Source organism: Methylobacterium sp. HJ2, assembly GCF_056431005.1.
This window is the reverse complement of record NZ_JBWJYM010000002.1, coordinates 152,364-178,499: the sequence shown is the minus strand read 5'-3', so window position 1 is coordinate 178,499 and position 26,136 is coordinate 152,364. Positions and strand designations below refer to the sequence as shown.

The following is a 26,136-nucleotide window of genomic DNA, read 5'->3' as shown; positions in this document are numbered from 1 at the left end:
CGATGCCCTTGCCCTGGCTGGGTCGCATCAAATCAGTCGACAACGCCTTGATGACTGCCTAGATCTGATGGACGCGTGCGCCTACGCTGTCAACGAGGAGCGTCAGATGGCCAGCGACCTCGATATCCTTCCGGGAAAGTGGAACGTCAAGGTCAAGGCGTGGAATTGGGAGTATGAATTTCAGCCCCATGGCCAGGTGACCTGGCGAGATCTGGGAAGCGCAGAGAAGGGCTCGGGCAATTGGGCCGCGTCCTCGACCCTCGTGAACATGTGGTGGAACGGATCCTCGACACGCGAGAGTTGGCAGCGCCCGCTTTCAGCCGCCGGCAACGATCGCACGTGGTATGAAGCGAGTTATTTCAAAGGCAAGTACCGCATTGAAAAGGCTGGGGTCGCCCCGACCGTGACACCGCCCTCGTCGCCGAGTGCAGCGCCCACGGAACAAGACATCCTAAACGTAGCCTTTGAGGATAGTCGCGCCTCGCTACGGTTTTCTCTGGGCCGACTTCGGCAGCTTCAGGCACAGAGCAACGTCCCCGGTGCGACTTCCGCGTCTCTGGTCGGATTCCAGCGGGAGATCGCCGTCATTTCACAACGTCTCCTCGTTCCGCTGGACCCTCTATCATCCGCCTTTCAGGACGGCCTCACGAAGGTTATCCGGCTCATCGATCAGAATCTCGCCCTTCCGAAGACCCTGACGATCGCGAGGGCGAGTGGAAAGTGTGCGGATCCGCGGCCTGCCTTTGCGTGGACGACGCCGGGCGTCAAACCGCCCGATACAGAACTCTGTACGTCCTGGGTTGCGGCACGAGACGATCTGAAACGGGACGTGATCACGCACGAGTATTTCCACACGCTTGGAACGGGCGACATCCATGTCGCGACGACGGCGGACGCGCTCAACAATGCAAATACCCTTGCCCAGATCGTTGCGTTCATAAACGATCGCGGCCGGCAGCGTAATTCGGACGGAGGCGAGCAGGCCAATCCACCGATACCGCCCGGCTAGCGCTTCGACCCCTGACGCGGCACCGGCTGTTTCGGTGCCACCGACGTGCTCGAGCCCGCTGGCGTGCCGTCGAGCGTCATCCCGGCAACGGAGAGTCACCCGACGCCGGACCGGAGGGTTCTGCGCGGCGCAGATGATGCGGCGGTCGGTCCCGAAATGCCGGCCGACACTGGCCCAGCGTTCATCGCGAAAGGGTCCGGGATCGGACCGCAGCCAGTGGCTCGCAGACTGCGTCCATCATGCCAGGCAATCCATCGGAGCATGGCACTTGGAAGAGCATCGACGCGAGGCTGCGCGACGGACTCCTCCTCGACGGGCAGGTGTTCGACACGCGCCAGGAAGCCGATGTCAGGATCGGGCGTGGCGGCGGCACGTCAGCCGCATCCGGCCACGCGCGTAGTTCGGTCCCGCCCGCCTGACCAGGAGATCGTGATCCGGTTCCCTGAGCCGAGCTGGCTCAGCGCTGCTCCCATGCCCTGCCCGTCTCACGCGACCGCCGAGGCACGCACGTCGGACCTGGATCCCCGCATCGGGACAGATTGCGGGAAACGCGACCGCTGACGCCGCAGGCAGGATCGCTATTGTCGGGGGGCCTTCCCCGCTCCCGGGATGCCGGCGCGCGCTGTGCGCGGATCCAGGGCCCATCGGGACGGATTCCTAAGGTCGGATTCGTCGTGGCGCTCTGTCCCGAAGGCGTTTCGGTCCAACCGAACGCCGATCCGACGGCCACCACATCGGTCGTGCCGATGGCCCTCGCGCTCAGGGCGTCTCGCCACCTTAGATCCTTGGCTCACGCACGCCCGTCATCACCGATCAGCGATCGAGCGTCGCGGCCTTCGCCGAAGGCCTGGCACGCTCTCAAATCGCTCGGGTGATGCTGGACGATGTCGTGGTCTCGCTTGTCCGATCGCTCTGCCGCCCGAGACGATCGCGCGGGACGCCCGGTCGACAATGATGGACCTCGTTCCGAGGATCCTTCCAGGGTCGGGCAACCCTGAGGCACAGTCCAGGACATCGCAACGCGAGCGGAGCGATTAATCGCCCGCGTGACTTCCCGCGTTAGTCTGGTCTGATCTTGGATTTGAATGGTGCTGCGAGAGAGGATTGAACTCTCGACCTCCTCATTACCAATGAGGTGCTCTACCACTGAGCTACCGCAGCAGGATGGCCAGGGCGCATCCCGTTGGGATGGCGTCGGCTCGGGGGGGGATTAGCGGATCGGGCCGGGCTTTGCAATCGCCCTGTTCGGGCAATTGGGTTGCTGGCGTGCGGGACCCGGATGTCCGGGTTTCGGTCGGGTGGCGCGGCACCAGCGGGTTAGCGCCCGCATCATGGTCCTGCGCCAGCATGAGCATGGCGCGCGCGGATGCCGGATGTCAGGTCCGCGGCGTCCCGGATGGCTTCAGCGTCGCGCGGATGATGGCGGCGAGCCCGGCCTCGACCACCGCCTCGGCCGCCTCGGAGGGCGCGAACCAGCGCAATTCCCGTTCGCTCTGCTCGGGCCAGCGATTGAGCTGCTTGCGCACCTCCATCGGGAAGACCTTGACCTGGCACAGCACGGAATCGCGGTTCTTCAGGCGCTTCTCGTACAGATAGAAGCCGAGCGGTCGCTTGCCGATATGGCCGACGAGGCCCGCCTCCTCGTAGGCCTCGCGCGCGGCCGCCTCATACGGCTTGCGGCCCTTCATCGGCCAACCCTTCGGGATGACCCAGCGGCGGCTCTCGCGAGAGGTGACCAGTAGAACCTCGATCGTCCCGTCGGCATCGCGTCGAAACGGCAGGGCTCCGATCTGACGGCGGGCCTCTCGCTCGCCATCGCCCGCTAGCGTCGCCATTCCTGATCCCTAATCGCCGAGCGATGTCCGCTGCGGCCGGAGAAGGCCGGATCCGTGGTCCCGTCGCGGGGACAGGCCGTCCATTTCTGCAACGTGCGTGTGTTATCCAGTGATTTCAACCACAGATCGTCGGTTGCAGGGCTTCAAGTCTGAAAATCCGCGACGCGGGCGTGGGTTCCGCGGTCGCTCAGGCGATGCGGCGCGCCTTGGACAGTTCGTCTGCCTGCGCGGTGGGGTGCGGCTCCGCCCCGGGGACCGGCAGGACGACGGGGTTCGTCGCGCCGACGGCGACCGGCGCCTCGGCCGTCGGGCCGTGCTCGATCGGCGCGGGGACGGCGGGCGGGACGCCTTCGGAGGCCGGGGCGAGCGTGCCGTTGAGCGCGGGGCCCGAGATCCGGTCGTGGACCAGAGGGCCGGGCGCTGCCGGCTGAGCGCCGTCCAGTTCGGCGCCGGTGTCCTCGACCGGGGGCGCCAGCGTGTTCGGCGGCTCGCGCCACTCGAAGGCGTCGAGGCGTCCGGTCACGGGCGAGACGGGAGCCCAGTTCTCCGAGGCGAAGCCATCGGCGATCCAGAGCGGGTCGCGGGGCGCATGGGCGGCGCGGGCGAGCCATTCGCGGGCGCGGCCGGAGCCGGAGCCGTGCTCGGCCTCCTCGATGCGCGCCATCAGCAGGCAGACCCGAACGGTCGGACGCTCGGCGACGAGCGGCTTGAGGGCGTCGCGCGCCGGTCCGAACTCGCGCGCGTCGAGCGCGGCCTGGGCCAGGGCGAGCCGCGCCTCCGGATGCCAGGAGGACAGCTTGGCGAGGGTGTCGGCGCGGGCGAGGCGATCCCGCACCGAATCGCCGGTCCGCAGGCCGAGATAGACCTTGGCGAGGTCCGGATGCGGATTGGCCTTCCACGCCGCCTCGACGATCTTGGCCGCCTTGCGCAGGTCGCCGCGGCGCGCCAGCAGGCGCCCGGCGATGCAGGCCGCCGGGACGAGGTCGGGTGCGAGCTTCGCCGCCTGCAGCGCCCGCTCGGCCGCGGCTTCCGGCTCGCCCGCCTCGCGCCGCTGGGCCGCCGCGGTCAGCAGGACCGCGCGCTGGCGCCGGGCCACCGACTTGTCGAGCAGCCCGAGGGCGCCGCGCCGTTCGACCGTCTCCAGCGCGCCGCCCCAGTCGCCGTCCGCGCATTGCGCTTCCAGCACGGCCTCGTTCGCCCAGCCGACGCTCGGCGCCAGCTGGGCCGCCTCGGTCGCATAGGCGCGTGCGGCGGTCTCGTCCTCGCGGCGGCGGGCCTCGACGAACAGGCCGCGCAGGCCGAGCACCCGGGTCTCGGGATCGTCCACCATGCGCTGGAAGGCGTTCTCGGCCGCCTCGCGGTCGCCCGAGATCTGCGCGGCCTGAGCCTTGAGCAGAAGCGTGAGCGGTTCGGCTCCGAGCAGCCGCTCCGCGTCGCTGGCATGGCGCCGGGCCGCCAGCGGATCGCCCGATCCCACCGCGACCATGCCGCGCGACAGGGCGGTGAAACCCTTGGCGCGCCGCCGCTCGCGAGAGCCGCGGACCAGGATCTCCGGCAGGTTGATGAAGCCCCGCACCACCGCCCAGACCAAGCCCACCGCGATCGCGGCGATCAGCACGCCGACGAGGGCGACGGCGAGACTGGTGGCCACCTCGTAGCCGTTCCAGACCACCGTGACGGTGCCGGGCCGATCGGCGATCCAGACCGCCCCGAAGGCGGCGAGGGCGAGAAGAGCCAGGAAGGCGAGGGCGCGCCACATCGATCGAGTACTCCTGTGGGCGCCCGGTGAGGGACCGCCGCGCGGATGGAAGGTGTGTCGGGTTCGGCCGGCGTCGCTGACCGGCTCCGGTCGGCGCTACTGGCCGGCCGGCAGGCTCTTGAAGGCGTCCGAGAGGAGGGCCTGGGAGGCTTGGGCCGCCGCGGCGCGCGCCGTGAGGCGTTTCCCGAAATCCGCGGCCTCGGCCTTGGCCTCCGGAGGCAGGCTCTCGAAGGCCTTGACCGCGTCCTGGAGCGCGCCGCGGTCCAGGGCGGCCTGGACCTTGGCCACCGGATCCGCCTCCGGGGCGCCGCCTCCGGCAGCCGGCGGCGCGTCGACCTTGCGGACCTGCACGATCGAATCGGCCATGCTCAGGAACTTCGCCCGCAGGTCGCCGCTCTCCGCGACGGTGCGCGCCTGCGCGGCGCGGCGCGCGGCGGCGGCCTTCTCGGCGATCGGCCGGAACTCCGCCGCGAGCTGCGCGACGCTCGGCGCCCCGCTCTCGGCGAAGGGCGCCAAGGCGTCGAGCCGCCCGGAATCCCCGGTCTCGAGCTTGCGCAGGGTGGCGAGCGGCTCGGCATAGGGCACGCCTGTGGCGAGGGCGGTGGCGACGCGGTCGGCCGTCACCACCCGGAGCGCCGCCTGCACGGTCGTCGCCTCCGCCCGCTGGGCGACGGCCTTGTCGAGCGCGGCGATCTTCTGTCCCTGCGCGTCGAGGTCGCGCTGAACCGCCTTGGCGGCCTGCTCGGCCTGGCTGCGACCGGCCTCGGCGGCCTGCTGGGTCGCCTGCGTCGCGGTCTGGACCGCCTCGGTCGCCGCCTTGACCCGCTCGTCGAGGGCCTGCTGCAGGCCCTCGAGACGCTTGGCGAGCGCCTGATCGGCCTCGGCATTCGCCTTGGTCCGGGTCTCGACCTCCCCCTGGAGCGCGGCCAGCCTGGGTCCGAGATCGTTCTGTTCGGGCTGGGGCGCCGGCGCGCCGACCTTGCCCTCGAGGGTCTTCACCCGCTCGGCCAGGGCCGCGACGTCGGGCACGGGCCGGGGCTCGCCGGTGGCGTCGCGGCCGGGTTCCTCCTGCAGCGCGGCGACGCGCTGGTCGAGGCTGTCGAGGCGGGCCGCGAGATCCGGCGGCAGGCCCTGGGCGGCCGGCTGGCCGCCCTCCGCGGGTTGCGCGGCGCCGGAGGGCTGGCTGCCGCCGGCCTGCGCGAGGGCCTGCTTGGCCGCGGTCTCGGCACTCTTCACGGCATCGGGCAACGGCTTCAGCGCGGCCTCGTTGCTCGCCACGCGCTTGTCGAGGGCGTTCAGCGCGTCGCGGGGCGCGAGGCCGGCGATGCGCTGGTCGAGGGAGGAGAGCTGGCTGGAGACGCGCTGCTCCAGGCCCGTCATCCGGGTATCCTCGCGGTGGCCGAGCACGCCCGCCCGGTCCGCGCCGAAGAGCAGGCCCGCGCCGATCACGCCGCCGAGCAGCCCGGCCGTCGCCATCGAGCCGAACCCGCCGGCCCGGCGCGGCTCGGCCACGGGCGCCGTCTTCGGAGCCGGGCTCGATGCCGGCTTCGCATCGCTCCTGCCGGGCTCGGTCTTGCCTGCCTCGGTCTTGCCTGCCTCGGTCTTGCCGGGCTCGACTTTGGCCGGATTGCCTGCGCCGGCCGCAGCCCGCGACGCCTCGGCAGGCTCCGGGACGCGCTTCGCCTTGAGGTCGATGATGGGGCCGTCGGTGAGGCCGCCGGGACGCGGCGCGCCCGGGCCGGCCTGGCCCGTGCTCCCGGCGTCCGGTTTCTGGGTCGAGGAACCCGCGGTCGTCTTGCCCGGCTCGCTCTTGCCGGGCTCGCTCTTGCCCAACTCGCTCTTGCCGGGCTCCGATGCGGCGCCGGCCGCCTTCGCCGGATCGGTCTTCAGCGCCTCGGTCGTCGCGCTGCCCGGCTTGCCGGATTCCGGCGGCGTGCCGGGCTTCACCGGCGGCACCGGCGGCACCGGGGTCGGGCCGGCCTTCAGCGGCTCTCCGGCGGGCTTGGCCGTCACGGGACCGGTGACGCCCGGCGCCGTGCCGGGCTTGCCGCCCTGCGCGGCCGTCCCGAGCGTTCCGGCAGCGGGGGCTGCGTCCTTCCCCGGCTGCCCCGCAGCCTGGGGACTCCCGACCTTCGCGGCCTCCTTCGACGATCCCGCATCCGGGACGGGGCTCGCGCCGCTCCGAACCGGGGCGCCGCCCTGGGGCGCCGCGCCGATCTTGGCGGGCGCATCCTTGGACGGCTCGCTCCTCACGGCGTCCTTGCCGGCGTCGCGGCCGATCTCGCCGGGCTTGCCGGCCTCGCTGCCCTTCGGCGGGTTCGGGCGGTTCGTGTCGTTGGATGGGGGCTTCACGGGCCGTCTCTCTCCAGTCTCACCGTCCGGGCGCCGCCCGTCTCGTCGCCTGCCCCGGATCGCGCGTCCGGCGAAGGCCCTGTCCGCGTGCCGGGCGCGACCCGTTCGAGCCGGATCGGCAACCCTGGCCGGCCTCCTAACATCGCGGGCCGGCTCGGCGCGAGCCCTGTGCGACAGATCGAAGACGGCGTCAGCGGAGGCCTGCGAGGAGTTCGTCCTCACGGGGCCGCGCCGGCACGAAATGGATCGGAAGGCCCGCCGCTGCCAGGGGTACGGCCACATCCTCCGACAGGCAGTAATGTTGAATGGCCCGGAAAGGTTCGTCTAGCGCGGCGTTGCGGACGAGATCGAGGGCGGTCGCGGCGCTGCGGCGGGAATAATGCAGCGCCGCCGCGACGGCCGGCGCCCGGCCCGCCAGCGCGTCCGCCACCGATTCGGGCAGGACGGGGACGGGGTTCGCCGCGTAGGCGACATGAACCCGAACCGCGTATCCGGCGCGTTCGAGCGAGGCCGCCGGCTCGGGCTTGCGCGCGGCACCCGCGAGGTGGAGGAGCCTCGCACCCGGGGCGAGCCGCGCCGCCACCGTTGCGACGAGGCCGCGTGCGTCGCCCGAGCCCTCGATGACCGGCGCGAGCCCGCGCAGCACCGCCGCCCGCGCCGTGCTCGGACCGACGGCGAAGACCGGCCGCCCCCTCAGCGCGGCGAGAGCCTCCGGAGGGAGCGCGTCGAGCCCATCGAGCCCGTGGGCGCTGGTGAGCAGCAGCGCGTCGAAGGGAGCGAGCGGCAGCACCGTGCCCGTCGGGCACGTGGCCAGGACCGGCGCCACGAGCGGCTCGTGGCCCAGGGCGGCGAGGCGCTCGCCCGTTCGGGAGGCGCCGGGCTCGGGCCGGGCCACCCAGATCCGCACCTCAGCCCTCAAGGCTCAGGCGGACGCCGTGCCGCGCCTCGGCGTTCGGCGCGAGCAGGCGCTGCGAATCGCGCTCGGCGAGATCTCCGGAGAAGTCCGCCCAATCCGCATGGCCGGTCCAGCACTCGAGCGAGAGGAACGGCGCCGTCGGCTTGGTCCAGACCGCGAGATGGGGAAAATCCTCCATCTCCATGCGGATCGCCCGACCGCCCGGGCCGGTGAAGCGCATCCACCGGCTCGCAGCGTTCCGGAACACCAGCGCTTCGCTGAACAGGGCCGGGTCGAGCGGCAGCACGGTGCCCTCCAAGCGGATCGGGCGCTCGTCGCGCAACAGCAGGCCGCCGGCCCCGACCTCGGGCACGGACGGGCGCTCCGGCGCCTCGAACGCGACGGCGTAGCCGCCGCCGGGCTCGCGCCTGCCGCCGGCGAAAGGCCACGGGAAGGCCGGGTGGAAGCCCAGCGCGTAGGGCAGGGGGGCCTCGCCCGGATTGGACACCGCGATCGCGAAGGCGAGTTCGCGGTCGCGCACCTGGGCGGTGATGTCGAGCCGGAACGGGAACGGATAGTGGCTGCGCGTCTCGGGGCCGTCCGTCAGGCGGAGCGTGATGCTGTCCGCGCCCTGGCGCACGACGGTGAAGCCAATGTCCCGGGCGAAGCCGTGCTGGCCCATCGGGTAGGCCCGGCCCGCGACCTGGACGCGCCCGCCCGCCGAGGCGCCGACGACCGGGAAGAGCCAGGGCGCGTGCCGGTTCCAGTGTTCGGGGTCGCCGCTCCAGAGGTACTCGGTGCCGTCGACCCGCCAGGAGACGGGCTCCGCCCCGTCGAGGGCGATCCGCGCCGTCGTGCCGCCCGGGCTCGTCAGGTCGATGGTCTCGCGCATGCCGGTGCTCTCCGAAGCCTCGTGTGTGCCGGCCGCCTTGGTAGCCTGTCGCGCGCCGATTGGCACGGCGTCCCGGCCCGGGGCGGCGTTCGGCGCGGGCTCCCCGGCTCACGCCGCCGAGGCGGCGAGCCCCGGCAGCACCGCCTGCGGCGGCCCGGACGCGACGAGGCGCCCGGCTTCGAGGACATGGACCGTGTCGGCACCCTCCAGCGTCGAGAGGCGGTGGGCGATCATGATGACGGTGTGCCGGCCGCGCAGCTCCTGGATCGCCCGCATCACCGCCGCCTCGGTCTCGCCGTCGAGGGCGGAGGTCGCCTCGTCGAACACGATCACGTCCGGCTCGTGGTAGAGCGCCCGGGCGATGCCGATGCGCTGGCGCTGCCCGCCGCTGAGGCGCGCGCCGCGCTCGCCCACCGGCGCGGCGTAGCCGCCCGGCAGGGCGGCGATGAAGGTCTGGGCGCCCGCGAGCCGGGCCGCGCGCTCGATCCGGTCCGGATCCGGACGGTCGATGCCGAGAGCGATGTTCTCGGCGACGCTGCCGTCCACCAGGAACACGTCCTGCGGCACATAGCCGATCCGGTTCTGCCAAGCGGGCAGCCGCGCCGCATCGAGGGGCAGCCCGTCGACCGTGATGCGCCCGCGGCTCGGCTCCAGGATGCCGAGCAGCAGGCCGACGAGGGTCGACTTGCCCGATCCGGTGCGCCCGACGAGCCCCACGGTTGCGCCGGCCGGGATCGCGAGGTCGATCCCCGACAGCGTCGCACGCTCGGTCTCGTAGTCGAAGCCGACGCCCTCGAAGCGGATCGCCTCGCGGAAGGGCAGCCGCTCGGGTCCGCGCGCTCCGCGCACGCGCTCGCCGCCGAGCTCGGCCACGATCAGCCGCACGGCGGGCAGGTAGAAGCGCAGCAGCGCCAAGCTGTTGAAGATGTTCTGGAACGCCGGCAGCATGCGGTAGCCCGCGAAGGCGAACAGACCGAGCAGGGGCAGGATTCCGGCGGTGTCGAGCCCTTGCGCCAGGGCGAACAGCACCACCACGATGACGCCCCCGAAGGCCAGGGCCTCGATCACGAAGCGCGGGGTCTGCCCGGTGACGAGGCTCGCGGCGCTGTCGCGCGCATAGGCGCGGGCCGGCGCGTCGAAGCGGCCCGCGAAGGCCTCGGCCCGGCCGTAGAGCTTCAGCTCGGTGAGCGCGCCGAGCGTCTCCTGCACCACGCGGTAGCGGGTCTCGTTGTCGGCGACGGCCCGCGCTCCGATCCGCGCGAGGCGGGCGCGCATCAGCAGGTAGATCCCGACATAGAGGCCGCCGAAGCCGCCGCCGAGGACGAGGGCGAGGCCCGGCGCATAGGCCACGAGGAACAGGATCACGGCGAGCGCCGAGGTCGCGCGCGAGCCGATCACGGTCAAGGGCGTCAGCACGCCCACGACGAGGCGATCGGTCTCGCTCAGCACGTTCTTGGCGAGCTCCGCGCTGTTCGCCTGCGCGAAGAACAGCCGCTCGCGGTCGAGATAGCGGAACAGCAGCCGCCGGGCGAAGCCGTAGCCGGTCATGTGAGTGAACAGGAGCTGCGCGTAGGTCAGCCCCGCATTGGCGATGGCGGTCACCAGGATCGCGAGCAGCGCGGCGAGTCCGGCGCCGATCAGGAAGCTGCGCGGGTCGGCGAGCCCGAGGGCATCGCGCAGGGCCGCAAGGTAGGGCAGGCGATCGGCCGCGCCCGGATCGCCGACCAGCGTCAGGAACGGGATCACCGAGGCGACGCCCACCACCTCCAGCAGCGCCGCGCCCGCGAGCCCCAGGGCGATCAGGCCCAGCCGGCGGCGCTCCGCGGGGCGCATGGCGCGCAGGAGATCGATCAGCGCGCGCATCGGGTCGGGCGTGCGTTCGGTGGCGACATGGCCCGAGCGCTTAGAGCATGACAGGGCCCAGGGGAAGCCGCATGTCCGAAATCATCATGCGGCGACAAAGACATAGGGGCGGACTTCGGGGCTGCCTTCGCGCATGCCGAGAGCGGGCGCGCAGGGCACGCGCAGGGGGCGCCCTGCGATCCCGCTCGATCGGCGGTCGCCCCCCGACACGCGTCGATCCCGGCTTCCGGCCGGGCTCGACGGGCCCCGGCCGGAAGCTATGTCCGTCGGGCGGGCCGGCCTTGGACGGGGCCCGCCTCGAAGCGGCGGCGGGCCCAGCGGCCCTGTCAGCCGACCTTCTTGAGCGAGCCGAGATCGACGTCGCCGTTCTGGCTCGAGAACGTGACCGAGGATCCGCTCGCCTGCGACACGCCGCTGATCCTGTGGTCGCCGCTGTCGTAGGTCGTCACCGTGCCGTCCTGCTCGATCAGCAGGCGGTGCTTGTCGGGGAAGAACGCGTAGCGCAGGTCGTTCTGGCCGCCGCTGGTCGAGGGCTCGCCCAGGTCCTTCGGCCACCAGGCCTCGCCGCCCTTCATCGGCTTCATGGGCTCCATGGGTTTCATGGGCTCCATCGGTTTCATCGGCTTCATGGGTTCCATCGCACGTCTCCGCTGCTCACCGGGAGCAGACGCGGCCGGGCCGTTCGGGTTGCATCGCAACGGGGCCGAGCGCGAGACTTTCTTCCGCGGCCGATCTTCGTCGGCGTGCCGCACCGCACGCCGGGGTCGCTTTGCGCCGGGCCCTCGCTCAGGTACCGTACGCCCGTCGACGGCCATGAGGATTCGGCAGCCCGTGCTCCGCGCATCGCGCCAGCGTAGTCCAAGAGGTGTCCGCCCGGCCGGCTGCGCGTCCTGGTGGCTGTCCGGTCGCGTCCTCGCCTTTCTGGCCCTTCTGGTCCTCGCCCTTCCGGCTCTCGACGGGCACGCGCACGCCGCCACCGGCCTCGGCCCGGCGGCCGGGCCCGTCCCCGCGCTCGACGCGGCGCGGGTCATGGAGCGCGCCGATCCGGCGGGCCACGACCCTGCGGCCGGCCTCCATCACTGTGCCCAGTGCGGCTGCCATCAGGTCGCCGTCGCGCCAGAGGCGGCCGGCCCGTCCCGGGGCGTGAAGGCCGCGCGGGTGCTCGCGCGGGTGCCGGTCGCCCGTCCGACCCGCGCGCCCGCGCCGCCGATCGAACCGCCGCGCGCCTGAGCGCCTGCGCGGCCTCACCGGGCCGCATCGGTGCCGCCGCCCGTTCCGGGGCGGCTTCCTGACGCATGCGGCAGGGCCCTCGGACGGGTCTGCCGGGCGGCGCGTCCGTCACGAGGTTTCACAGCATGATCCGATCTCTCGCGGTTCCGGCCGCGCTCGCGGCCGGCTTGGCGTCGGGCGCCCTCGTGCCGGGGATCTCCGACGGAGCGCGGGCGCTCCTCGAACGGACGGGTCTGGCCCCGGCCGAACCCGCCCGGACGGACTTCGTCTCCGCTGCGGCGCCGCACGCGCACGAGGGCCACGACCACGCGGGTCCCGGCCAGCCGGAGGCGGCCAGGGCCGCGATACGGGGAGCCGGCCCCGGGGCGCGGGAGCCGGAAGGCCACGCCCGAGCCGAGATCCATGTCGAGCCCCATGTCGATCGGATCGCCCTCGATCCGGCGGCGATCGACGCCGCGGGCATCACCGTGGCGCCGGTCGGGTCGGGGCGGCTCACCCGCATCCTCTCCGTACCCGGCACCGTGACGCCCGACGCCGACCGGGTGGCGCGGGTCGCCGCCAAGGTGGTCGGCACCGTCTCGGAGCTGCGCAAGCGCCTCGGCGACACCGTCGAGAAAGGCGAGATCGTCGCCGTTCTCGACAGCCGCGACGTCGCCGACGCCAAGAACGACTACATCGCGGCGAGCGTCGGGCTTGAGCTGCAGGAGACCTTGTTCTCCCGCGACCACGACCTCTGGGACCGCAAGATCTCGGCCGAGCAGCAGTTCCTGCGTGCCCGCAACGGCCTGATCGAGTCGCGTCTGAAAGTCGATCTCGCCCGTCAGAAGCTCTCGGCGCTGGGCGTGCCCGACGCGGAGGTCGTCCGGCTCGCCGCGCGCCCCGCCCTCGCGCTCGCCGCGGGCGAGGACGAGCACATGGCCCCGCTCCGGCGCGCCCCTCTGCTCGGGCTCCAGCGCTACGAGCTGCGCGCGCCCATCGCGGGCCGGATCATCGAGCGCCGGGTCGATCTCGGCGCGCCGGTCAACGACGAGGGCCAGGAGAAGGAGATCTACACGATCGCCGACCTGTCGCAGGTCTGGGTCGACCTCGCGGTGCCGGTGTCCGATCTCGGCGGGATCCGTCAGGGCCAGGCCGTGCGCCTCACCCGCGCCGACGGTCCCGCCACCCCCGGCACGATCGTCTTCGTGAGCCCGGTGCTCGATCCGCAGACGCGGGCGGCCCGGGTCATCGCCGCGGTCGGGAACCCGGATCTCGCCTGGCGTCCCGGCGCCTTCGCCACGGTCGGCGTGGTGCTGGAGGACGCGCCCGTCGACCTGTCCCTGCCGCGCGCCGCCCTCCAGACCGTGGAGAGGGCCGAGACCGTCTTCGTGCGGACCGAGACCGGGTTCGAAGCGCGGACGGTGCGCCTCGGGCGCAGCGACCCCGATCAGGTCGAGGTGGTCGGCGGCCTCGCCGCGGGCGAGCGGGTCGCCGTGCAGAACAGCTTCGTCCTGAAGGCCGAACTCGGCAAGGCCGAGGCCGAGCACGCGCATTGAGGCCAAACCGGATGATCCGCACGATCCTCGACCTCTCGGTCCGCCACCGCTACGCGGTGCTGATCGCCAGCGTCCTCCTGGCGGCCCTCGGCCTCTTCGCGGCCAAGCGCCTGCCGATCGACGCCGTCCCCGACATCACCAACAACCAGGTCCAGGTGAATGCGGTGATCCCGCAGCTCTCGCCGGTCGACGTCGAGCGGCAGGTGACATACCCGCTCGAGACGGCGCTCGCCGGCATCCGCGGCCTGGAGCTGACCCGCTCGCTCTCCCGCAACGGCTTCGCTCAGGTCACGGCGATCTTCAGCGAGGACACCGACATCTACTTCGCCCGTCAGCAGGTCGGCGAGCGCCTCGCCCAGGCCCGCGCCACCCTGCCGCCCGGAGCGGACGTGACGCTCGGGCCGATCGCCACCGGGCTCGGCGAGGTCACCATGTGGACGCTGGCCTTCGCGCCGCCGGAGGCCCGGGCCCCGGCGGCACCGGGCCGGCCCGGCTTCCAGCCGGACGGGCGCTACCTGACCCCGGAGGGCCAGAGCCTGCGCCCGGGCTTCGAGCAGGCCTCGTACCTGCGGACCGTCCAGGACTGGATCATCGGTCCCCAGCTCCGGACGGTGCCGGGGGTGGCCGGGGTCGACGTGATCGGCGGCTACCAGAAGCAGTACCAGATCGAGCCGGACCCGGCGAAGCTGATCGGTCTCGGCCTGACCCTCGCCGACATCGCCGAGGCGGTGGAGGGCAACAACCAGAACCGGGGCGCCGCCTATATCGAGCGCAACGGCGAGGGCGCCATCGTGCGCGCCAACGGGCGGCTCGAATCGATGGAGGAGATCGGGCGCGTCGTGGTCGCCACCCGCAAGGGTGTGCCCGTGCGGATCGCGGACGTGGCCGAGATCCGCATCGGACGCGAGCTGCGCACGGGCTCGGGCAGCGCGGACGGCTCCGAGGCGGTGATCGGCACGGCCCTGATGCTGATCGGCGGCAACAGCCGCACGGTCTCGGCGGCCGTCAATGCCCGTCTCGGCGCGATCGCCGCCGGCCTGCCGCCCGACATCCGCCTGCGCACGGTGCTCGACCGGACCGTGCTGGTCGACGCCACCATCCGCACCGTGGCGAAGAACCTCGCCGAGGGCGCGCTCCTCGTCGTCGCCGTGCTCTTCCTGATGCTCGGCAACGTCCGGGCCGCGCTGATCGCCGCACTGGTCATCCCGCTCGCCATGCTGATGACGACGGCCGGCATGGTCCAGGGCCGGATCAGCGCCAACCTCATGAGCCTCGGCGCCCTCGATTTCGGCCTGATCGTCGACGGCGCGGTGATCATCACCGAGAACGCCCTGCGCCGGCTCGCGGAGCGGCAGGCCGGCCTCGGCCGGGCCCTGACCACGCAGGACCGGCTCGACACCGTCCGGGAGGCGGCGGCCGAGATGATCGCGCCGACCGTCTACGGTCAGGCCATCGTCATGCTGGTCTATCTGCCGCTCCTCGCCTTCACGGGCGTCGAGGGGAAGATGTTCGCCCCGATGGCGCTGACGGTGCTGATCGCGCTCGCCTGCGCCTTCCTGCTCTCGCTCAGCTTCGTTCCCGCGCTGATCGCGATCCTGATCACCGGACGCGTGCGGGAGCACGAGAACCGCGCGGTGCGCGCGCTCATCGCGCTCTACCGCCCGGTCCTCGACGGGGCGCTGCGGGCGCCGCTCGCGGTGGCGGGCCTCGCGGGCCTGCTCTTCGCCGGCAGCCTCCTGCTCTATGGGCGGCTCGGCCAGGAGTTCATGCCCCAGCTCGACGAGGGCAACATCGCCCTCCACGCCATGCGGATTCCCTCGACGGCGCTCGGCCAGTCGCAGGCGATGCAGCTCCGGCTCGAACGCGCCGTGCTGGCGCTGCCGGAGGTCGAGACCGTGTTCTCGAAGACCGGCACCGCCGAGATCGCCTCCGACCCCATGCCGGTGAACGTGTCCGACACCTTCATCATGCTCAAGGACCGCGCCGCGTGGCCCGATCCCACCCTTCCCAGGGAGGCGCTGGTGGCGCGGATCGAGGCTGCGGCGGGCGCGCTCCCGGGCAACGCCTACGAGTTCACCCAGCCGATCCAGATGCGCTTCAACGAGCTACTGGCCGGCACCCGGGGCGATCTCGCCGTGAAGGTGTTCGGCGAGCGCTTCGAGGCGCTGCTCCCCGCGGCCAACCGGATCGCCGCGATCCTTCGGGCCATTCCCGGCGCCGAGGACGTGAAAGTCGAGCAGGTCGACGGCCTGCCGGTGCTGGAGATCCGCCTCGACAAGGGCGAGATCGCCCGCCTCGGGCTCAGCCACCGCGCGGTGCAGGACGTGATCGGTGCGGCGATCGGCGGGCGCGAGGCCGGTCTGGTGTTCGAGGGCGACCGCCGCTTCGGCATCGTGCTGCGCCTCGCCGATGCCCTCCGCGCGGATCTCGACGCGCTCCGGGCGTTGCCGGTGCCGCTGCCTGCCGACGGCACGGGCCGCATCGCCTCGGTGCCCCTGCGGCAGGTGGCGAGCCTGGTGATGACGGAGGGGCCGAACCAGATCTCTCGGGAGAACGGCAAGCGCCGCATCGTCGTGACCGCCAACGTGCGGGGGCGCGACATCGCCTCGGTGGTGGAGGAGGCGCGCGGACAGGTGGCGGCGCTGCCGCTTCCCGCGGGGGCGTGGATCACATGGGGCGGGCAATTCGAGAACCTCGCGCAGGCGCGTGCGCGCCTGATGCTGGTGGTGCCGGCCTGCTTCGTGCTGATCTTCCTGCTGCTCTGTGCGGCGCTCCGTTCGGCCCGGGAGGCGACGCTCGTCTTCAGCGCCGTGCCGCTGGCGCTCAGCGGCGGCATCCTCGCCCTGTGGCTGCGCGGAATGCCGGTCTCGGTGCCGGCCGCCGTCGGCTTCATCGCGCTGTCGGGCGTCGCGGTGCTCAACGGGCTGGTGATGCTGACGCGCCTGCGCCAGCTGCGCGCCGAGGGCCTGCCCCTCGAGCAGGCGATCCGCGAGGGCGCGCTCTCGCGCCTGCGCCCTGTGGCGATGACCGCGCTCGTCGCCGCGCTCGGCTTCCTGCCGATGGCGCTCGCGACCGGAACCGGTGCCGAGATCCAGCGCCCGCTCGCCACCGTGGTGATCGGCGGCCTCGCCAGCGCGACCTTGCTGACCCTCGTCGTGCTGCCCGCCCTCTGCGCCCGGTTCGCGGCGCGGGACGCGCGCCCGATCCCGCAGATGGCCGACGGCGCGCCGGTGCCGGCCGAATAGGCCGACGGCTCCGCGCCGGCCGGCGCGAGCGGCATCCGTGTCCCGTGTCGGCGACGAGCGGGAGCGGTGGCCGAGACAGGTGGAGATCGGGAAGGGGAAGACGTGGCGCGGGCGACGGGGCTCGAACCCGCGACCTCCGGCGTGACAGGCCGGCACTCTAACCAACTGAGCTACGCCCGCGTGGCGTGGTCGCCTCGTTGCGGCGACGAGGCGGGGTTTATGAGGGGGGCCGGGGGCTGTCAAGCAGCCGGCGCGCACTTTCGGCGGCCGAGCCGCTGTCCGGACGGCGACTCGGCCGCGCGTCCACGCGGGCCGTCCCCGGTCCGGTCGACCTGCGCGCATCTGCCCGGCTGCACGCGGGAGGGACAGATCCCCATCTGTGTCGGGCGAGGGCGGATTGTGCGACGCGCAATGCCCTTGTCTCACCTCGACCGCTCGACTAAGCCTCGCGCCACGCGCACTCTGGCATTGGAGCAATTCCATTCGCCGGGCCGGATCGGGCTCGAGGCGCTGCGGTCTCACACGATCACGGGGTGTCGCATGACCGGTCTCCTGGCGGATTACCTGCCGCTCATCGTCTTCCTCGGCGTGTCGCTGTTCATCGCCGCCGCCCTTCTCGTGGCGCCGTTCCTGGTGGCCTACAGCAGCCCGGATCCGGAGAAGCTCTCCGCCTACGAGTGTGGCTTCAACGCCTTCGACGACGCGCGCATGAAGTTCGACGTGCGCTTCTACCTCGTGGCGATCCTGTTCATCATCTTCGATCTCGAGGTCGCCTTCCTGTTTCCCTGGGCCATCACCTTCGGCGAGCTCGGCTGGTTCGGCTTCTGGTCGATGATGGTCTTCCTCGGCGTGCTCACGGTGGGCTTCGTCTACGAGTGGCGCAAGGGCGCCCTCGAATGGGACTGAGCCCGAGCCCGTACGCATCGTCGACACCCCATTGAGGCATCCATGGCCCTCACGCACGATCTCTCCCGCGCCCCGACCATCGCCCCGCAGGCGAAGGGGATCATCGATCCCAATACCGGCCGGCCGATCGGGGCGAACGATCCGACCTTCCTGTCGATCAGCGACGAGCTGGCCGATCGCGGCTTCCTGCTGACCTCGGCGGACGAGCTCATCAACTGGGCCCGCACCGGCTCGCTGATGTGGATGACCTTCGGCCTCGCCTGCTGCGCCGTCGAGATGATGCAGATGTCGATGCCGCGCTACGATTGCGAGCGTTTCGGCTTCGCGCCCCGCGGCTCGCCGCGCCAGTCCGACGTGATGATCGTCGCCGGCACGCTGACCAACAAGATGGCGCCCGCGCTGCGCAAGGTCTACGACCAGATGCCGGAGCCGCGCTACGTCATCTCGATGGGCTCCTGCGCCAACGGCGGCGGCTACTATCACTATTCCTACTCGGTGGTGCGCGGCTGCGACCGGGTCGTGCCGGTCGACATCTACGTACCGGGCTGCCCGCCGACGGCGGAGGCCCTGCTCTACGGCGTGCTGCTCCTGCAGAAGAAGATCCGCCGCACCGGCACGATCGAGCGCTGAGGAGCGGCGATGACCAACGGCATCACCATCCTGCCCCACACCCAGCCGGAATCCGGCGAGGCGGCGCTGCAGGCCCTGTCCGACCGGATCGCGGGCGCGCTCGGGCCGGCGATCGTCTCGCGGGCGATCCGCTTCGGCGAGCTGACGCTCGTCGTCCAGGGCTCGGACATCGTCTACGCGCTGACCTACCTGCGCGACGACCCGGCCTGCGCTTTCCGCAACTTCATCGACATCTGCGGCGCCGACTATCCCGGCCGCGCGCAGCGCTTCGAGGTGGTCTACCACCTGCTCTCCCTGCGCCATAACAGCCGGATCCGGGTGAAGGTGCAGACGGACGAGACCACGCCCGTGCCCTCGGTGATCGACATCTTCCCGGCGGCGAACTGGTACGAGCGCGAGACCTACGACCTCTACGGCATCCTGTTCTCGGGCCATCCGGACCTGCGCCGGCTGCTCACCGATTACGGGTTCGAGGGGCATCCCCTGCGCAAGGACTTCCCGCTCACCGGCTTCGTCGAGGTCCGCTACGACCAGGACGAGGCGCGCGTGGTCTACGAGCCGGTGAAGCTGACGCAGGAATTCCGCAACTTCGATTTCCTCTCGCCCTGGGAAGGCACCGACTACGTGCTGCCCGGCGACGAGAAGACGTCGGCCTGATCCCGCGGAGACGGCCATGACCGAGCACAACATCCGCAACTTCGCGATCAATTTCGGGCCCCAGCACCCGGCGGCGCACGGCGTGCTGCGCCTCGTGCTCGAGCTCGACGGCGAGGTGGTCGAGCGCGTCGATCCGCATATCGGCCTGCTGCACCGCGGCACCGAGAAGCTGATCGAGTACAAGACCTACCTGCAGGCGACGCCCTATTTCGACCGGCTCGACTACGTCTCGCCGATGAACCAGGAGCACGCCTTCTGCCTCGCGATCGAGAAGCTCGCGGGCATCGAGGTGCCGCGCCGGGCCAAGCTGATCCGCACCCTGTTCTGCGAGATCGGACGGCTGCTCTCGCATCTCCTCAACGTCACCACGCAGGCGATGGACGTCGGCGCGCTCACGCCGCCCCTCTGGGGCTTCGAGGAGCGCGAGAAGCTGATGATCTTCTACGAGCGGGCCTCGGGCGCCCGGCTCCACGCCAATTACTTCCGGCCCGGCGGCGTCCACCAGGACCTGCCGCCCGCGCTGATCGACGACATCGAGGCGTTCTGCGACCCGTTCCTCCAGGTGGTCGACGATCTCGACGCCCTCGTGATGGGCTCGCGCATCTTCAAGCAGCGCAACGTCGACATCGGCATCGTCACCGTGGACGAGGCGATGGCCTGGGGCTTCTCGGGCGTGATGGTGCGCGGCTCGGGCATCCCGTGGGACCTGCGCAAGTCGCAGCCCTACGAGTGCTACGAGGAGATGGAATTCGACATCCCCGTGGGGAAGAACGGCGACACCTACGACCGGCAGGTGATCCGCATGGAGGAGATGCGCGAATCGGTGCGCATCATGCGGCAATGCTGCGCGAAGCTGCGCGAGCCGGCCGGACAGGGCCCGATCGCGGCCCTCGACGGCAAGTTCGCGCCGCCGCCGCGGCGGGAGATGAAGCGCTCGATGGAGGCGCTCATCCACCACTTCAAGCTCTACACCGAGGGCTTCCACGTGCCTGAGGGCGAGGTCTACGCCGCGGTCGAGGCGCCCAAGGGCGAGTTCGGGGTCTATCTGGTCTCGGACGGCACCAACAAGCCCTACCGCTGCAAGATCCGGGCGCCGGGTTTTGCCCACCTGCAGGCGATGGACTGGATGTGCCGCGGGCACCTCCTCGCCGACGTGTCCTGCGTGCTCGGCACGCTCGACATCGTCTTCGGCGAGGTCGACCGCTGATCCGGCACGAGGGTTTCGAGAAACGATGGCCAACCGCAGACTAGCCCCCGCCGCCGAGCAGCCCGCGACCTTCGCGTTCACGCCCGAGAACGCCGCGTGGGCGGAGGGGCAGATCGCCAAGTACCCGGAGGGACGCCAGGCCTCCGCCGTGATCCCGCTGCTGTGGAAGGCGCAGGAGCAGAACGGCGGCTGGCTGCCGCAGAAGGCCATCGAGGCGGTGGCCGACCAGCTCGGCATGCCGCATATCCGCGTGCTGGAGGTCGCGACCTTCTACACGATGTTCGCGCTGGAGCCGGTCGGTCGCTACTGGATCCAGGTCTGCGGCACCGTTCCGTGCGATTCCTGCGGGGCGCGCGAGCTGAAGGACATGCTGCACGCCCGGCTCGGGCCGTCCGGCCATGTCAGCCACGACGGCACCTTCTCCTGGCTCGAAGTCGAGTGCCTCGGGGCCTGCTGCAACGCCCCGATGGTGCAGATCAATCAGGATTACTACGAGGATCTGACGCCCGAATCCCTCGGAACGCTGATGGACGACCTCGCGGCCGGGCGCCCGGTCAAGGTCGGTTCGCAGAAGGGCCGCGTCTCGTCCGAGCCGCTGGGGGGCGCCGAGACGCTGACCGATCCGACCCTGTTCGACGGCTCCCGCGTCGGCGCGTGGCGCAAGCGCTTCGAGGACGCCCGCAAGTCGGAGGAGGAGGCCCGCACGCAGGACGAGGCCGCCTCCAGCGAGAAGCAGGCCGCCTCCAACCCGAAGCCCGCCCGTCCGGATGCCGGCCGCGCGGTCGAGGGCCCGGCGAGCGATGCGCCGGCCCAGCGCGCCGCCTCCGGCGAGACCCCGGTGAAGCCGGGCGACCGGACGGAGGCCGCCAACACGGCCCACTCGACGACCGAGCGTCCCTCGGCGCCGGAGCCGGCGGCCAAGGCGATCAAGGATCTGGAGCCTGCGGGCGCCGAGGCCGGGGCGCAATCCACGCTGCCGCGCGACGCGACGCCGCCCGCTCCCGCCGCATCGGGCGCGAGCGACGGCGAGGCCGGCCGGCCGGCCGCCGCCGCCGAGACGCCCGCCGCCGGCGCTCCCCCGAAGCCCGAGAGGACCTGACATGCTCTCCGATCAGGATCGCATCTTCACCAACCTCTACGGCCTCCACTCGCCCGGCCTCGAGGAGGCCAGGAAGCGCGGCGCGTGGGACGGCACCAAGTTCCTGCTGGAGATGGGCCGCGACTGGATCATTGAGGAGATGAAGGCCTCCGGCCTGCGCGGCCGCGGCGGCGCCGGCTTCCCGACCGGGCTGAAGTGGTCCTTCATGCCCAAGAAGTCGGACGGGCGTCCGCATTACCTCGTGGTCAACGCCGACGAGTCCGAGCCCGGAACCTGCAAGGATCGGGAGATCATGCGGCACGATCCGCATCTCCTGATCGAGGGCTGCATGCTGGCCTCCTTCGCGATGGCCGCGCATGCCTGCTACATCTACATCCGCGGCGAGTACGTCGCCGAGAAGCACGCCCTGCAGAGGGCCGTCGACGAGGCCTACGCGGCCAATCTCGTCGGCCAGGACAACGTCCACGGCTACCCGTTCGACATCTACGTCCACCACGGCGCGGGCGCCTATATCTGCGGCGAGGAGACGGCGCTGCTGGAGAGCCTCGAGGGCAAGAAGGGCATGCCGCGGCTGAAGCCGCCCTTCCCGGCCAATATGGGCCTCTACGGCTGCCCCACGACCGTGAACAACGTCGAGTCGATCGCGGTGGCGGGCACCATCCTGCGCCGGGGCGGCGCGTGGTTCGCGGGGCTCGGGGGCAAGAACAACACCGGCACCAAGCTGTTCTGCGTCTCGGGCCACGTCAACAAGCCCTGCAACGTCGAGGAGGAGCTCGGGATCACCTTCCGCGAGCTGATCGACCGGCATTGCGGCGGCATGCGCGGCGGCTGGGACAACCTGCTCTGCTCGATCCCCGGCGGCTCCTCGGTGCCCCTGGTGCCGGCCGAGCAGATCATCGACGCCAAGATGGATTTCGACACGCTGCGCGGCCTGGGCTCCGGCCTCGGCACCGCGGCGGTGATCGTGCTCGACCGCTCGACGGATATCGTCCAGGCGATCGCCCGCATCGCCTATTTCTACAAGCACGAGAGCTGCGGCCAGTGCACGCCCTGCCGCGAGGGTACGGGCTGGATGTGGCGGGTGATGCTGCGGATGGCCGAGGGTCGCGCGCAGAAGCGCGAGATCGACATGCTGTTCGAGGTCACCAAGCAGATCGAGGGCCACACCATCTGCGCGCTCGGCGACGCCGCGGCCTGGCCGATCCAGGGCCTGATCCGGCATTTCCGCCCCGAGATCGAGCGCCGCATCGACCGCTACACCGCCAACCCGCATTCGGACCCCGTGCCGATGGCCGCGGAGTGATCCGCTCCGCGCCCGCGCCGCAGTTCGAGACCGAGAAGTACGCATGACCAAGATCGTCGTCGACGGCACCGAGGTCGATGTCCCGGCCGAGTACACCCTGCTCCAGGCCTGCGAGGTCGCGGGCGCGGAGATCCCGCGCTTCTGCTTCCACGAGCGGCTGTCGATCGCCGGCAATTGCCGGATGTGCCTCGTCGAGCTGAAGGGGGCCCCGAAGCCCGTGGCGTCCTGCGCCTACGCGGTGAAGGATTGCCGGCCGGGCCCGAACGGCGAGCCGCCGGAGGTGCTGACGCGCTCGGGCGGCACCAAGAAGGCGCGCGAGGGGGTGATGGAATTCCTCCTCATCAACCACCCGCTCGATTGCCCGATCTGCGACCAGGGCGGCCATTGCGACCTGCAGGATCAGGCGATGGCCTACGGCGTCGACTCGACCCGCTACGGCGAGAACAAGCGCGCCGTCGAGGAGAAGTATATCGGCCCGCTGGTGCGGACCGCCATGAACCGCTGCATCCATTGCACCCGCTGCGTGCGCTTCCTGGCGGAGGTCGCGGGCGTGCCCGATCTCGGGGCCATCGGCCGCGGCGAGGACATGGAGATCACGAGCTACCTCGAGCAGGCGATGGGCTCGGAGCTTCAGGGCAACGTGGCCGACCTCTGCCCCGTCGGCGCGCTCGTGCACAAGCCGCAGAGCTACAACGTCCGTCCCTGGGAGCTGTCCAAGACCGAATCGGTCGATGTGATGGATGCGGTCGGCTGCGCCATCCGGGTCGATGCCCGGGGTCGCGAGGTCATGCAGATCGAGCCACGCGTCAACGAGGACATCAACGAGGAGTGGATCTCCGACAAGACGCGCCACGCCGTCGACGGGCTGCGCCTGCAGCGCCTCGACCGCCCGTTCCTGCGCGAGAACGGGCGCCTGCGCCCGGCCTCCTGGGCCGAGGCCTTCGGGGCCATCGCGGCGAAGCTGAAGGGGACCGACCCGGCCCGCGTCGGCGCCGTGGTCGGCGACCTTGCGGCCGTCGAGGAGATCTACGCGCTGAAGGGCCTGATGGCCGCCCTCGGCGTTAGGAACCTCGATTGCCGGCAGGCCGGACCGGGGCTCGATCCCGCCTGGGGCCGGGCCGCCTACACCTTCAACCCGACCATCCCGGGCATCGAGCAGGCCGACGCGATCCTGCTCGTCGGCACCAACCCGCGGATCGAGGCCTCGCTCCTCAACGTGCGCATCCGCAAGCGCTGGCGCATGGCTCCGCTCGCGGTCGGCCTGATCGGCGAGCCGACCGACCTGACCTATCCGCACGTCCATATCGGCGCGGGGCCTGACTCCCTCGCCGCCCTGGCGCGCGGCGAGCACAGCTTCCTCGAGGCCCTGAAGGCCGCCAAGAACCCGCTGATCGTCGTCGGCGAGACGGCTGCGAACCAGCCCGGCGTGCTGGCGGCGGCGGCGAACCTCGCCCGCGCGGTCGGCGCGCTCGGCGAGGGCTGGAACGGCTTCGGCGTGATCCATACGGCCGCCGCGCGCGTCGGCGCGCTCGATCTCGGCTTCGTGCCGGGCGAGGGCGGCCTCGATTTCGCGGCGATGGTCGGCGGCGGCGTGGAGGTGCTGTTCAACCTCGGCGCCGACGAGTGCGACGTCGCCCCGGGCGCCTTCGTGGTCTACCAGGGCACGCACGGCGACCGCGGGGCGTCCCGCGCCGACGTGATCCTGCCGGGGGCCGCCTATACCGAGAAGACCGCGACCTACGTGAACACGGAAGGCCGGGTCCAGATGACGAACCGCGCCGGCTTCCCGCCGGGGGACGCCCGCGAGGATTGGGCGATCCTGCGCGCCCTCTCCGACGTGGTCGGCAAGAAGCTGCCCTACGATTCGCTGATCGCGCTGCGCCGCGCGCTCTACGCCGAGCATCCGCACTTCGCGGCGCTCGGCGCCGTGAAGGCGGGCGACGCCGCCGCCGCCCTCGAGCGGCTCGCGTCCCTGAGCGGGGAGGGAGGGCGCACGCCCTTCATCTCCCCGATCAGCGACTTCTACCTCACCAACCCGATCGCCCGCGCCTCGCGGGTGCTCGCCGAGTGTTCGAGCCTCGCCCGCGGGCGCGCGCTCGAAGCGGCCGAGTAGGAGCCCACCCCATGACCACCTGGGACGTCGTCGGGACCGTGCTCCTGATCGCGCTGAAGAGCTTCGTGCTGCTCGCGGCGCTCCTCGTCTTCATCGCCTACGCTCTGCTCGCCGACCGCAAGATCTGGGCGGCGGTGCAGCTGCGGCGCGGGCCGAACGTGGTCGGGCCCTGGGGCCTGTTCCAGTCCTTCGCGGACCTGATCAAGTTCGTGATCAAGGAGCCGGTGATCCCGGCGGGCGCCAACAAGGGCATCTACCTGCTGGCGCCGCTGGTCTTCGCCACCCTGGCGCTCGCGTCCTGGGCGGTGATTCCGCTGGCCGAGGGCTGGGCCATCGCGGACATCAACGTCGGCATGACCTACATCTTCGCGATCTCGTCGCTCGGCGTCTACGGCGTCATCATGGGCGGCTGGGCCTCGAACTCGAAATACGCCTTCCTGGGCGCGCTCCGCTCGGCGGCGCAGATGATCTCCTACGAGGTGTCCCTCGGCTTCGTGATCATCTGCGTGCTGCTCTGCGCGGGCTCGCTCAACCTCTCGCGCATCGTCATGGCTCAGGACACCAGCCTCGGCCTGTTCGGCTGGTACTGGCTCTGGCTGTTCCCGATGTTCGTGGTGTTCTTCATCTCGGCGCTCGCCGAGACGAACCGCCCGCCCTTCGATCTGCCGGAGGCGGAGTCCGAGCTCGTGGCGGGCTACATGGTCGAGTATTCGTCCACGCCATACCTGCTGTTCATGCTGGGCGAGTACGTGGCGATCATGACCATGTGCGCGCTGGGCACGGTGCTGTTCCTGGGCGGCTGGCTCTCGCCGATCCCCTTCGCGCCCTTCACCTGGGTGCCGGGGCTGATCTGGTTCGCCCTCAAGGCCAGCTTCCTGTTCTTCATGATCGCCATGGTGAAGGCCATGGTCCCGCGCTACCGCTACGACCAACTCATGCGGCTCGGCTGGAAGGTGTTCCTGCCCCTGTCGCTGGTCTCGGTGATCGTCGTGGCCTTCGTCCTCAAGCTCACCGGCCTCGCGCCGGGAGCATGACCCTCGCACACGCGGAGATCCGAGCATGCAGCTCGATCAGGTTGCCAAGAGCCTCCTCCTGAAGGAGTTCGTGTCGGGCTTCGTGCTCGCCATGAAGTACTTCTTCAAACCGAAGGCGACGATCAACTACCCCTTCGAGATGGGGCACCGCGGTCCGCGCTTCCGGGGCGAGCACGCCCTGCGCCGCTACCCGAACGGCGAGGAGCGCTGCATCGCCTGCAAGCTCTGCGAGGCGATCTGCCCGGCCCAGGCCATCACCATCGAGGCGGGGCCGCGCCGCAACGACGGCACGCGCCGCACCACGCGCTACGACATTGACATGGTGAAGTGCATCTATTGCGGCATGTGCCAGGAGGCCTGCCCGGTCGACGCGATCGTCGAAGGGCCGAACTTCGAATTCTCGGTCGAGACCCGCGAGGAGCTCCTCTACGACAAGGAGAAGCTCCTGCTGAACGGCGATCGCTGGGAGCGCGAGATCGCGCGCAACATCGCGATGGACGCCCCCTACCGCTGACACCGCCATGCCGCGCCGCGCCTTGTGCGACGCGGGACCGGGTTCTATAGGACGGCCA

At 71.3% G+C, this 26,136-nt stretch carries 20 protein-coding genes and 2 tRNA genes; 13 read left to right on the top strand and 9 right to left on the bottom strand.

Going from position 1 to position 26,136, the window contains the following annotated elements; translation table 11 throughout:
* Positions 1-106 precede the first annotated feature (106 nt).
* Complete coding sequence (locus tag ACS5RC_RS05400) at positions 107-1,009, top strand: hypothetical protein (protein ID WP_478342806.1); 903 nt, start codon at positions 107-109, stop codon at positions 1,007-1,009.
* Between the two features lie 1,086 nt (positions 1,010-2,095).
* On the opposite strand, the gene ACS5RC_RS05395 is transcribed toward ACS5RC_RS05400, so the two are convergent.
* The 8 genes from ACS5RC_RS05395 to ACS5RC_RS05360 all read right to left on the bottom strand — a co-directional run bounded on the left by ACS5RC_RS05395 (position 2,096) and on the right by ACS5RC_RS05360 (position 11,243).
* A tRNA-Thr gene (locus tag ACS5RC_RS05395) sits at positions 2,096-2,170 on the bottom strand.
* A 215-nt stretch (positions 2,171-2,385) separates the two neighbouring features.
* A complete protein-coding gene (locus ACS5RC_RS05390) occupies positions 2,386-2,844 on the bottom strand; it encodes an NUDIX hydrolase (RefSeq protein WP_478342805.1) in 459 nt (152 codons plus the stop codon).
* Between the two features lie 187 nt (positions 2,845-3,031).
* The gene (locus tag ACS5RC_RS05385) at positions 3,032-4,603 is read right to left on the bottom strand and encodes a heme biosynthesis HemY N-terminal domain-containing protein (RefSeq protein ID WP_478342804.1); all 1,572 of its coding nucleotides are present in this window, start codon (positions 4,601-4,603) and stop codon (positions 3,032-3,034) included.
* 96 nt (positions 4,604-4,699) lie between these two features.
* On the bottom strand, positions 4,700-6,955 hold the full coding sequence (locus ACS5RC_RS05380; protein ID WP_478342803.1) for a COG4223 family protein: 2,256 nt from the start codon (positions 6,953-6,955) through the stop codon (positions 4,700-4,702).
* A 190-nt stretch (positions 6,956-7,145) separates the two neighbouring features.
* A complete protein-coding gene (locus ACS5RC_RS05375; protein ID WP_478342802.1) occupies positions 7,146-7,862 on the bottom strand; it encodes a uroporphyrinogen-III synthase in 717 nt (238 codons plus the stop codon).
* A gap of 1 nt (position 7,863) precedes the next feature.
* A complete protein-coding gene (locus tag ACS5RC_RS05370) occupies positions 7,864-8,742 on the bottom strand; it encodes an aldose 1-epimerase family protein (protein WP_478342801.1) in 879 nt (292 codons plus the stop codon).
* Positions 8,743-8,850: 108 nt separating this feature from the next.
* Positions 8,851-10,605 carry an ABC transporter ATP-binding protein gene (locus ACS5RC_RS05365; protein ID WP_478342800.1) on the bottom strand — a complete coding sequence of 585 codons (1,755 nt, stop codon included), beginning with the start codon at positions 10,603-10,605 and terminating at the stop codon, positions 8,851-8,853.
* Between the two features lie 326 nt (positions 10,606-10,931).
* Positions 10,932-11,243, bottom strand: a complete 312-nt coding sequence (locus ACS5RC_RS05360) for a hypothetical protein (protein WP_478342799.1) — start codon at positions 11,241-11,243, stop codon at positions 10,932-10,934.
* Between the two features lie 193 nt (positions 11,244-11,436).
* Between ACS5RC_RS05360 and ACS5RC_RS05355 the strand changes: the two genes are divergently transcribed.
* The 3 genes from ACS5RC_RS05355 (at position 11,437) to ACS5RC_RS05345 (ending at position 16,615) form a co-directional block, all read left to right on the top strand.
* Complete coding sequence (locus ACS5RC_RS05355; protein ID WP_478342798.1) at positions 11,437-11,835, top strand: hypothetical protein; 399 nt, start codon at positions 11,437-11,439, stop codon at positions 11,833-11,835.
* Positions 11,836-11,960: 125 nt separating this feature from the next.
* Positions 11,961-13,370 (top strand): efflux RND transporter periplasmic adaptor subunit, encoded by a 1,410-nt coding sequence (locus ACS5RC_RS05350; RefSeq protein ID WP_478342797.1) that lies wholly within the window; start codon positions 11,961-11,963, stop codon positions 13,368-13,370.
* Positions 13,371-13,381: 11 nt separating this feature from the next.
* Positions 13,382-16,615, top strand: coding sequence for an efflux RND transporter permease subunit (locus ACS5RC_RS05345; RefSeq protein WP_478342796.1), 3,234 nt, complete (start codon positions 13,382-13,384; stop codon positions 16,613-16,615).
* A gap of 103 nt (positions 16,616-16,718) precedes the next feature.
* On the opposite strand, the gene ACS5RC_RS05340 is transcribed toward ACS5RC_RS05345, so the two are convergent.
* Positions 16,719-16,795: transfer RNA gene (locus tag ACS5RC_RS05340), tRNA-Asp, on the bottom strand.
* A 360-nt stretch (positions 16,796-17,155) separates the two neighbouring features.
* On the opposite strand from ACS5RC_RS05340, the gene ACS5RC_RS05335 reads away from it, so the two are divergent.
* From ACS5RC_RS05335 to nuoI, 9 genes are read left to right on the top strand one after another with little or no spacing between them, the layout of a single operon-like run.
* On the top strand, positions 17,156-17,521 hold the full coding sequence (locus tag ACS5RC_RS05335; RefSeq protein ID WP_478342795.1) for an NADH-quinone oxidoreductase subunit A: 366 nt from the start codon (positions 17,156-17,158) through the stop codon (positions 17,519-17,521).
* A gap of 42 nt (positions 17,522-17,563) precedes the next feature.
* On the top strand, positions 17,564-18,151 hold the full coding sequence (locus ACS5RC_RS05330) for a NuoB/complex I 20 kDa subunit family protein (RefSeq protein ID WP_478342794.1): 588 nt from the start codon (positions 17,564-17,566) through the stop codon (positions 18,149-18,151).
* A 9-nt stretch (positions 18,152-18,160) separates the two neighbouring features.
* Complete coding sequence (locus tag ACS5RC_RS05325) at positions 18,161-18,808, top strand: NADH-quinone oxidoreductase subunit C (protein WP_478342793.1); 648 nt, start codon at positions 18,161-18,163, stop codon at positions 18,806-18,808.
* Positions 18,809-18,824: 16 nt separating this feature from the next.
* Entirely contained in the window at positions 18,825-20,015 is a 1,191-nt protein-coding gene (locus ACS5RC_RS05320; protein WP_478342792.1) for an NADH-quinone oxidoreductase subunit D, read from the top strand.
* Positions 20,016-20,040: 25 nt separating this feature from the next.
* The gene (gene nuoE, locus ACS5RC_RS05315) at positions 20,041-21,114 is read left to right on the top strand and encodes an NADH-quinone oxidoreductase subunit NuoE (protein ID WP_478342791.1); all 1,074 of its coding nucleotides are present in this window, start codon (positions 20,041-20,043) and stop codon (positions 21,112-21,114) included.
* Position 21,115: 1 nt separating this feature from the next.
* Positions 21,116-22,417 carry an NADH-quinone oxidoreductase subunit NuoF gene (nuoF, locus tag ACS5RC_RS05310; RefSeq protein WP_478342790.1) on the top strand — a complete coding sequence of 434 codons (1,302 nt, stop codon included), beginning with the start codon at positions 21,116-21,118 and terminating at the stop codon, positions 22,415-22,417.
* Positions 22,418-22,460: 43 nt separating this feature from the next.
* The gene (nuoG, locus tag ACS5RC_RS05305; RefSeq protein ID WP_478342789.1) at positions 22,461-24,530 is read left to right on the top strand and encodes an NADH-quinone oxidoreductase subunit NuoG; all 2,070 of its coding nucleotides are present in this window, start codon (positions 22,461-22,463) and stop codon (positions 24,528-24,530) included.
* A gap of 11 nt (positions 24,531-24,541) precedes the next feature.
* Positions 24,542-25,564, top strand: a complete 1,023-nt coding sequence (nuoH, locus tag ACS5RC_RS05300) for an NADH-quinone oxidoreductase subunit NuoH (protein WP_478342788.1) — start codon at positions 24,542-24,544, stop codon at positions 25,562-25,564.
* A gap of 25 nt (positions 25,565-25,589) precedes the next feature.
* Positions 25,590-26,078: an NADH-quinone oxidoreductase subunit NuoI gene (gene nuoI, locus ACS5RC_RS05295; protein WP_478342787.1), complete on the top strand. Its 489-nt coding sequence runs from the start codon at positions 25,590-25,592 to the stop codon at positions 26,076-26,078.
* The last annotated feature ends 58 nt before the right edge of the window (positions 26,079-26,136 follow it).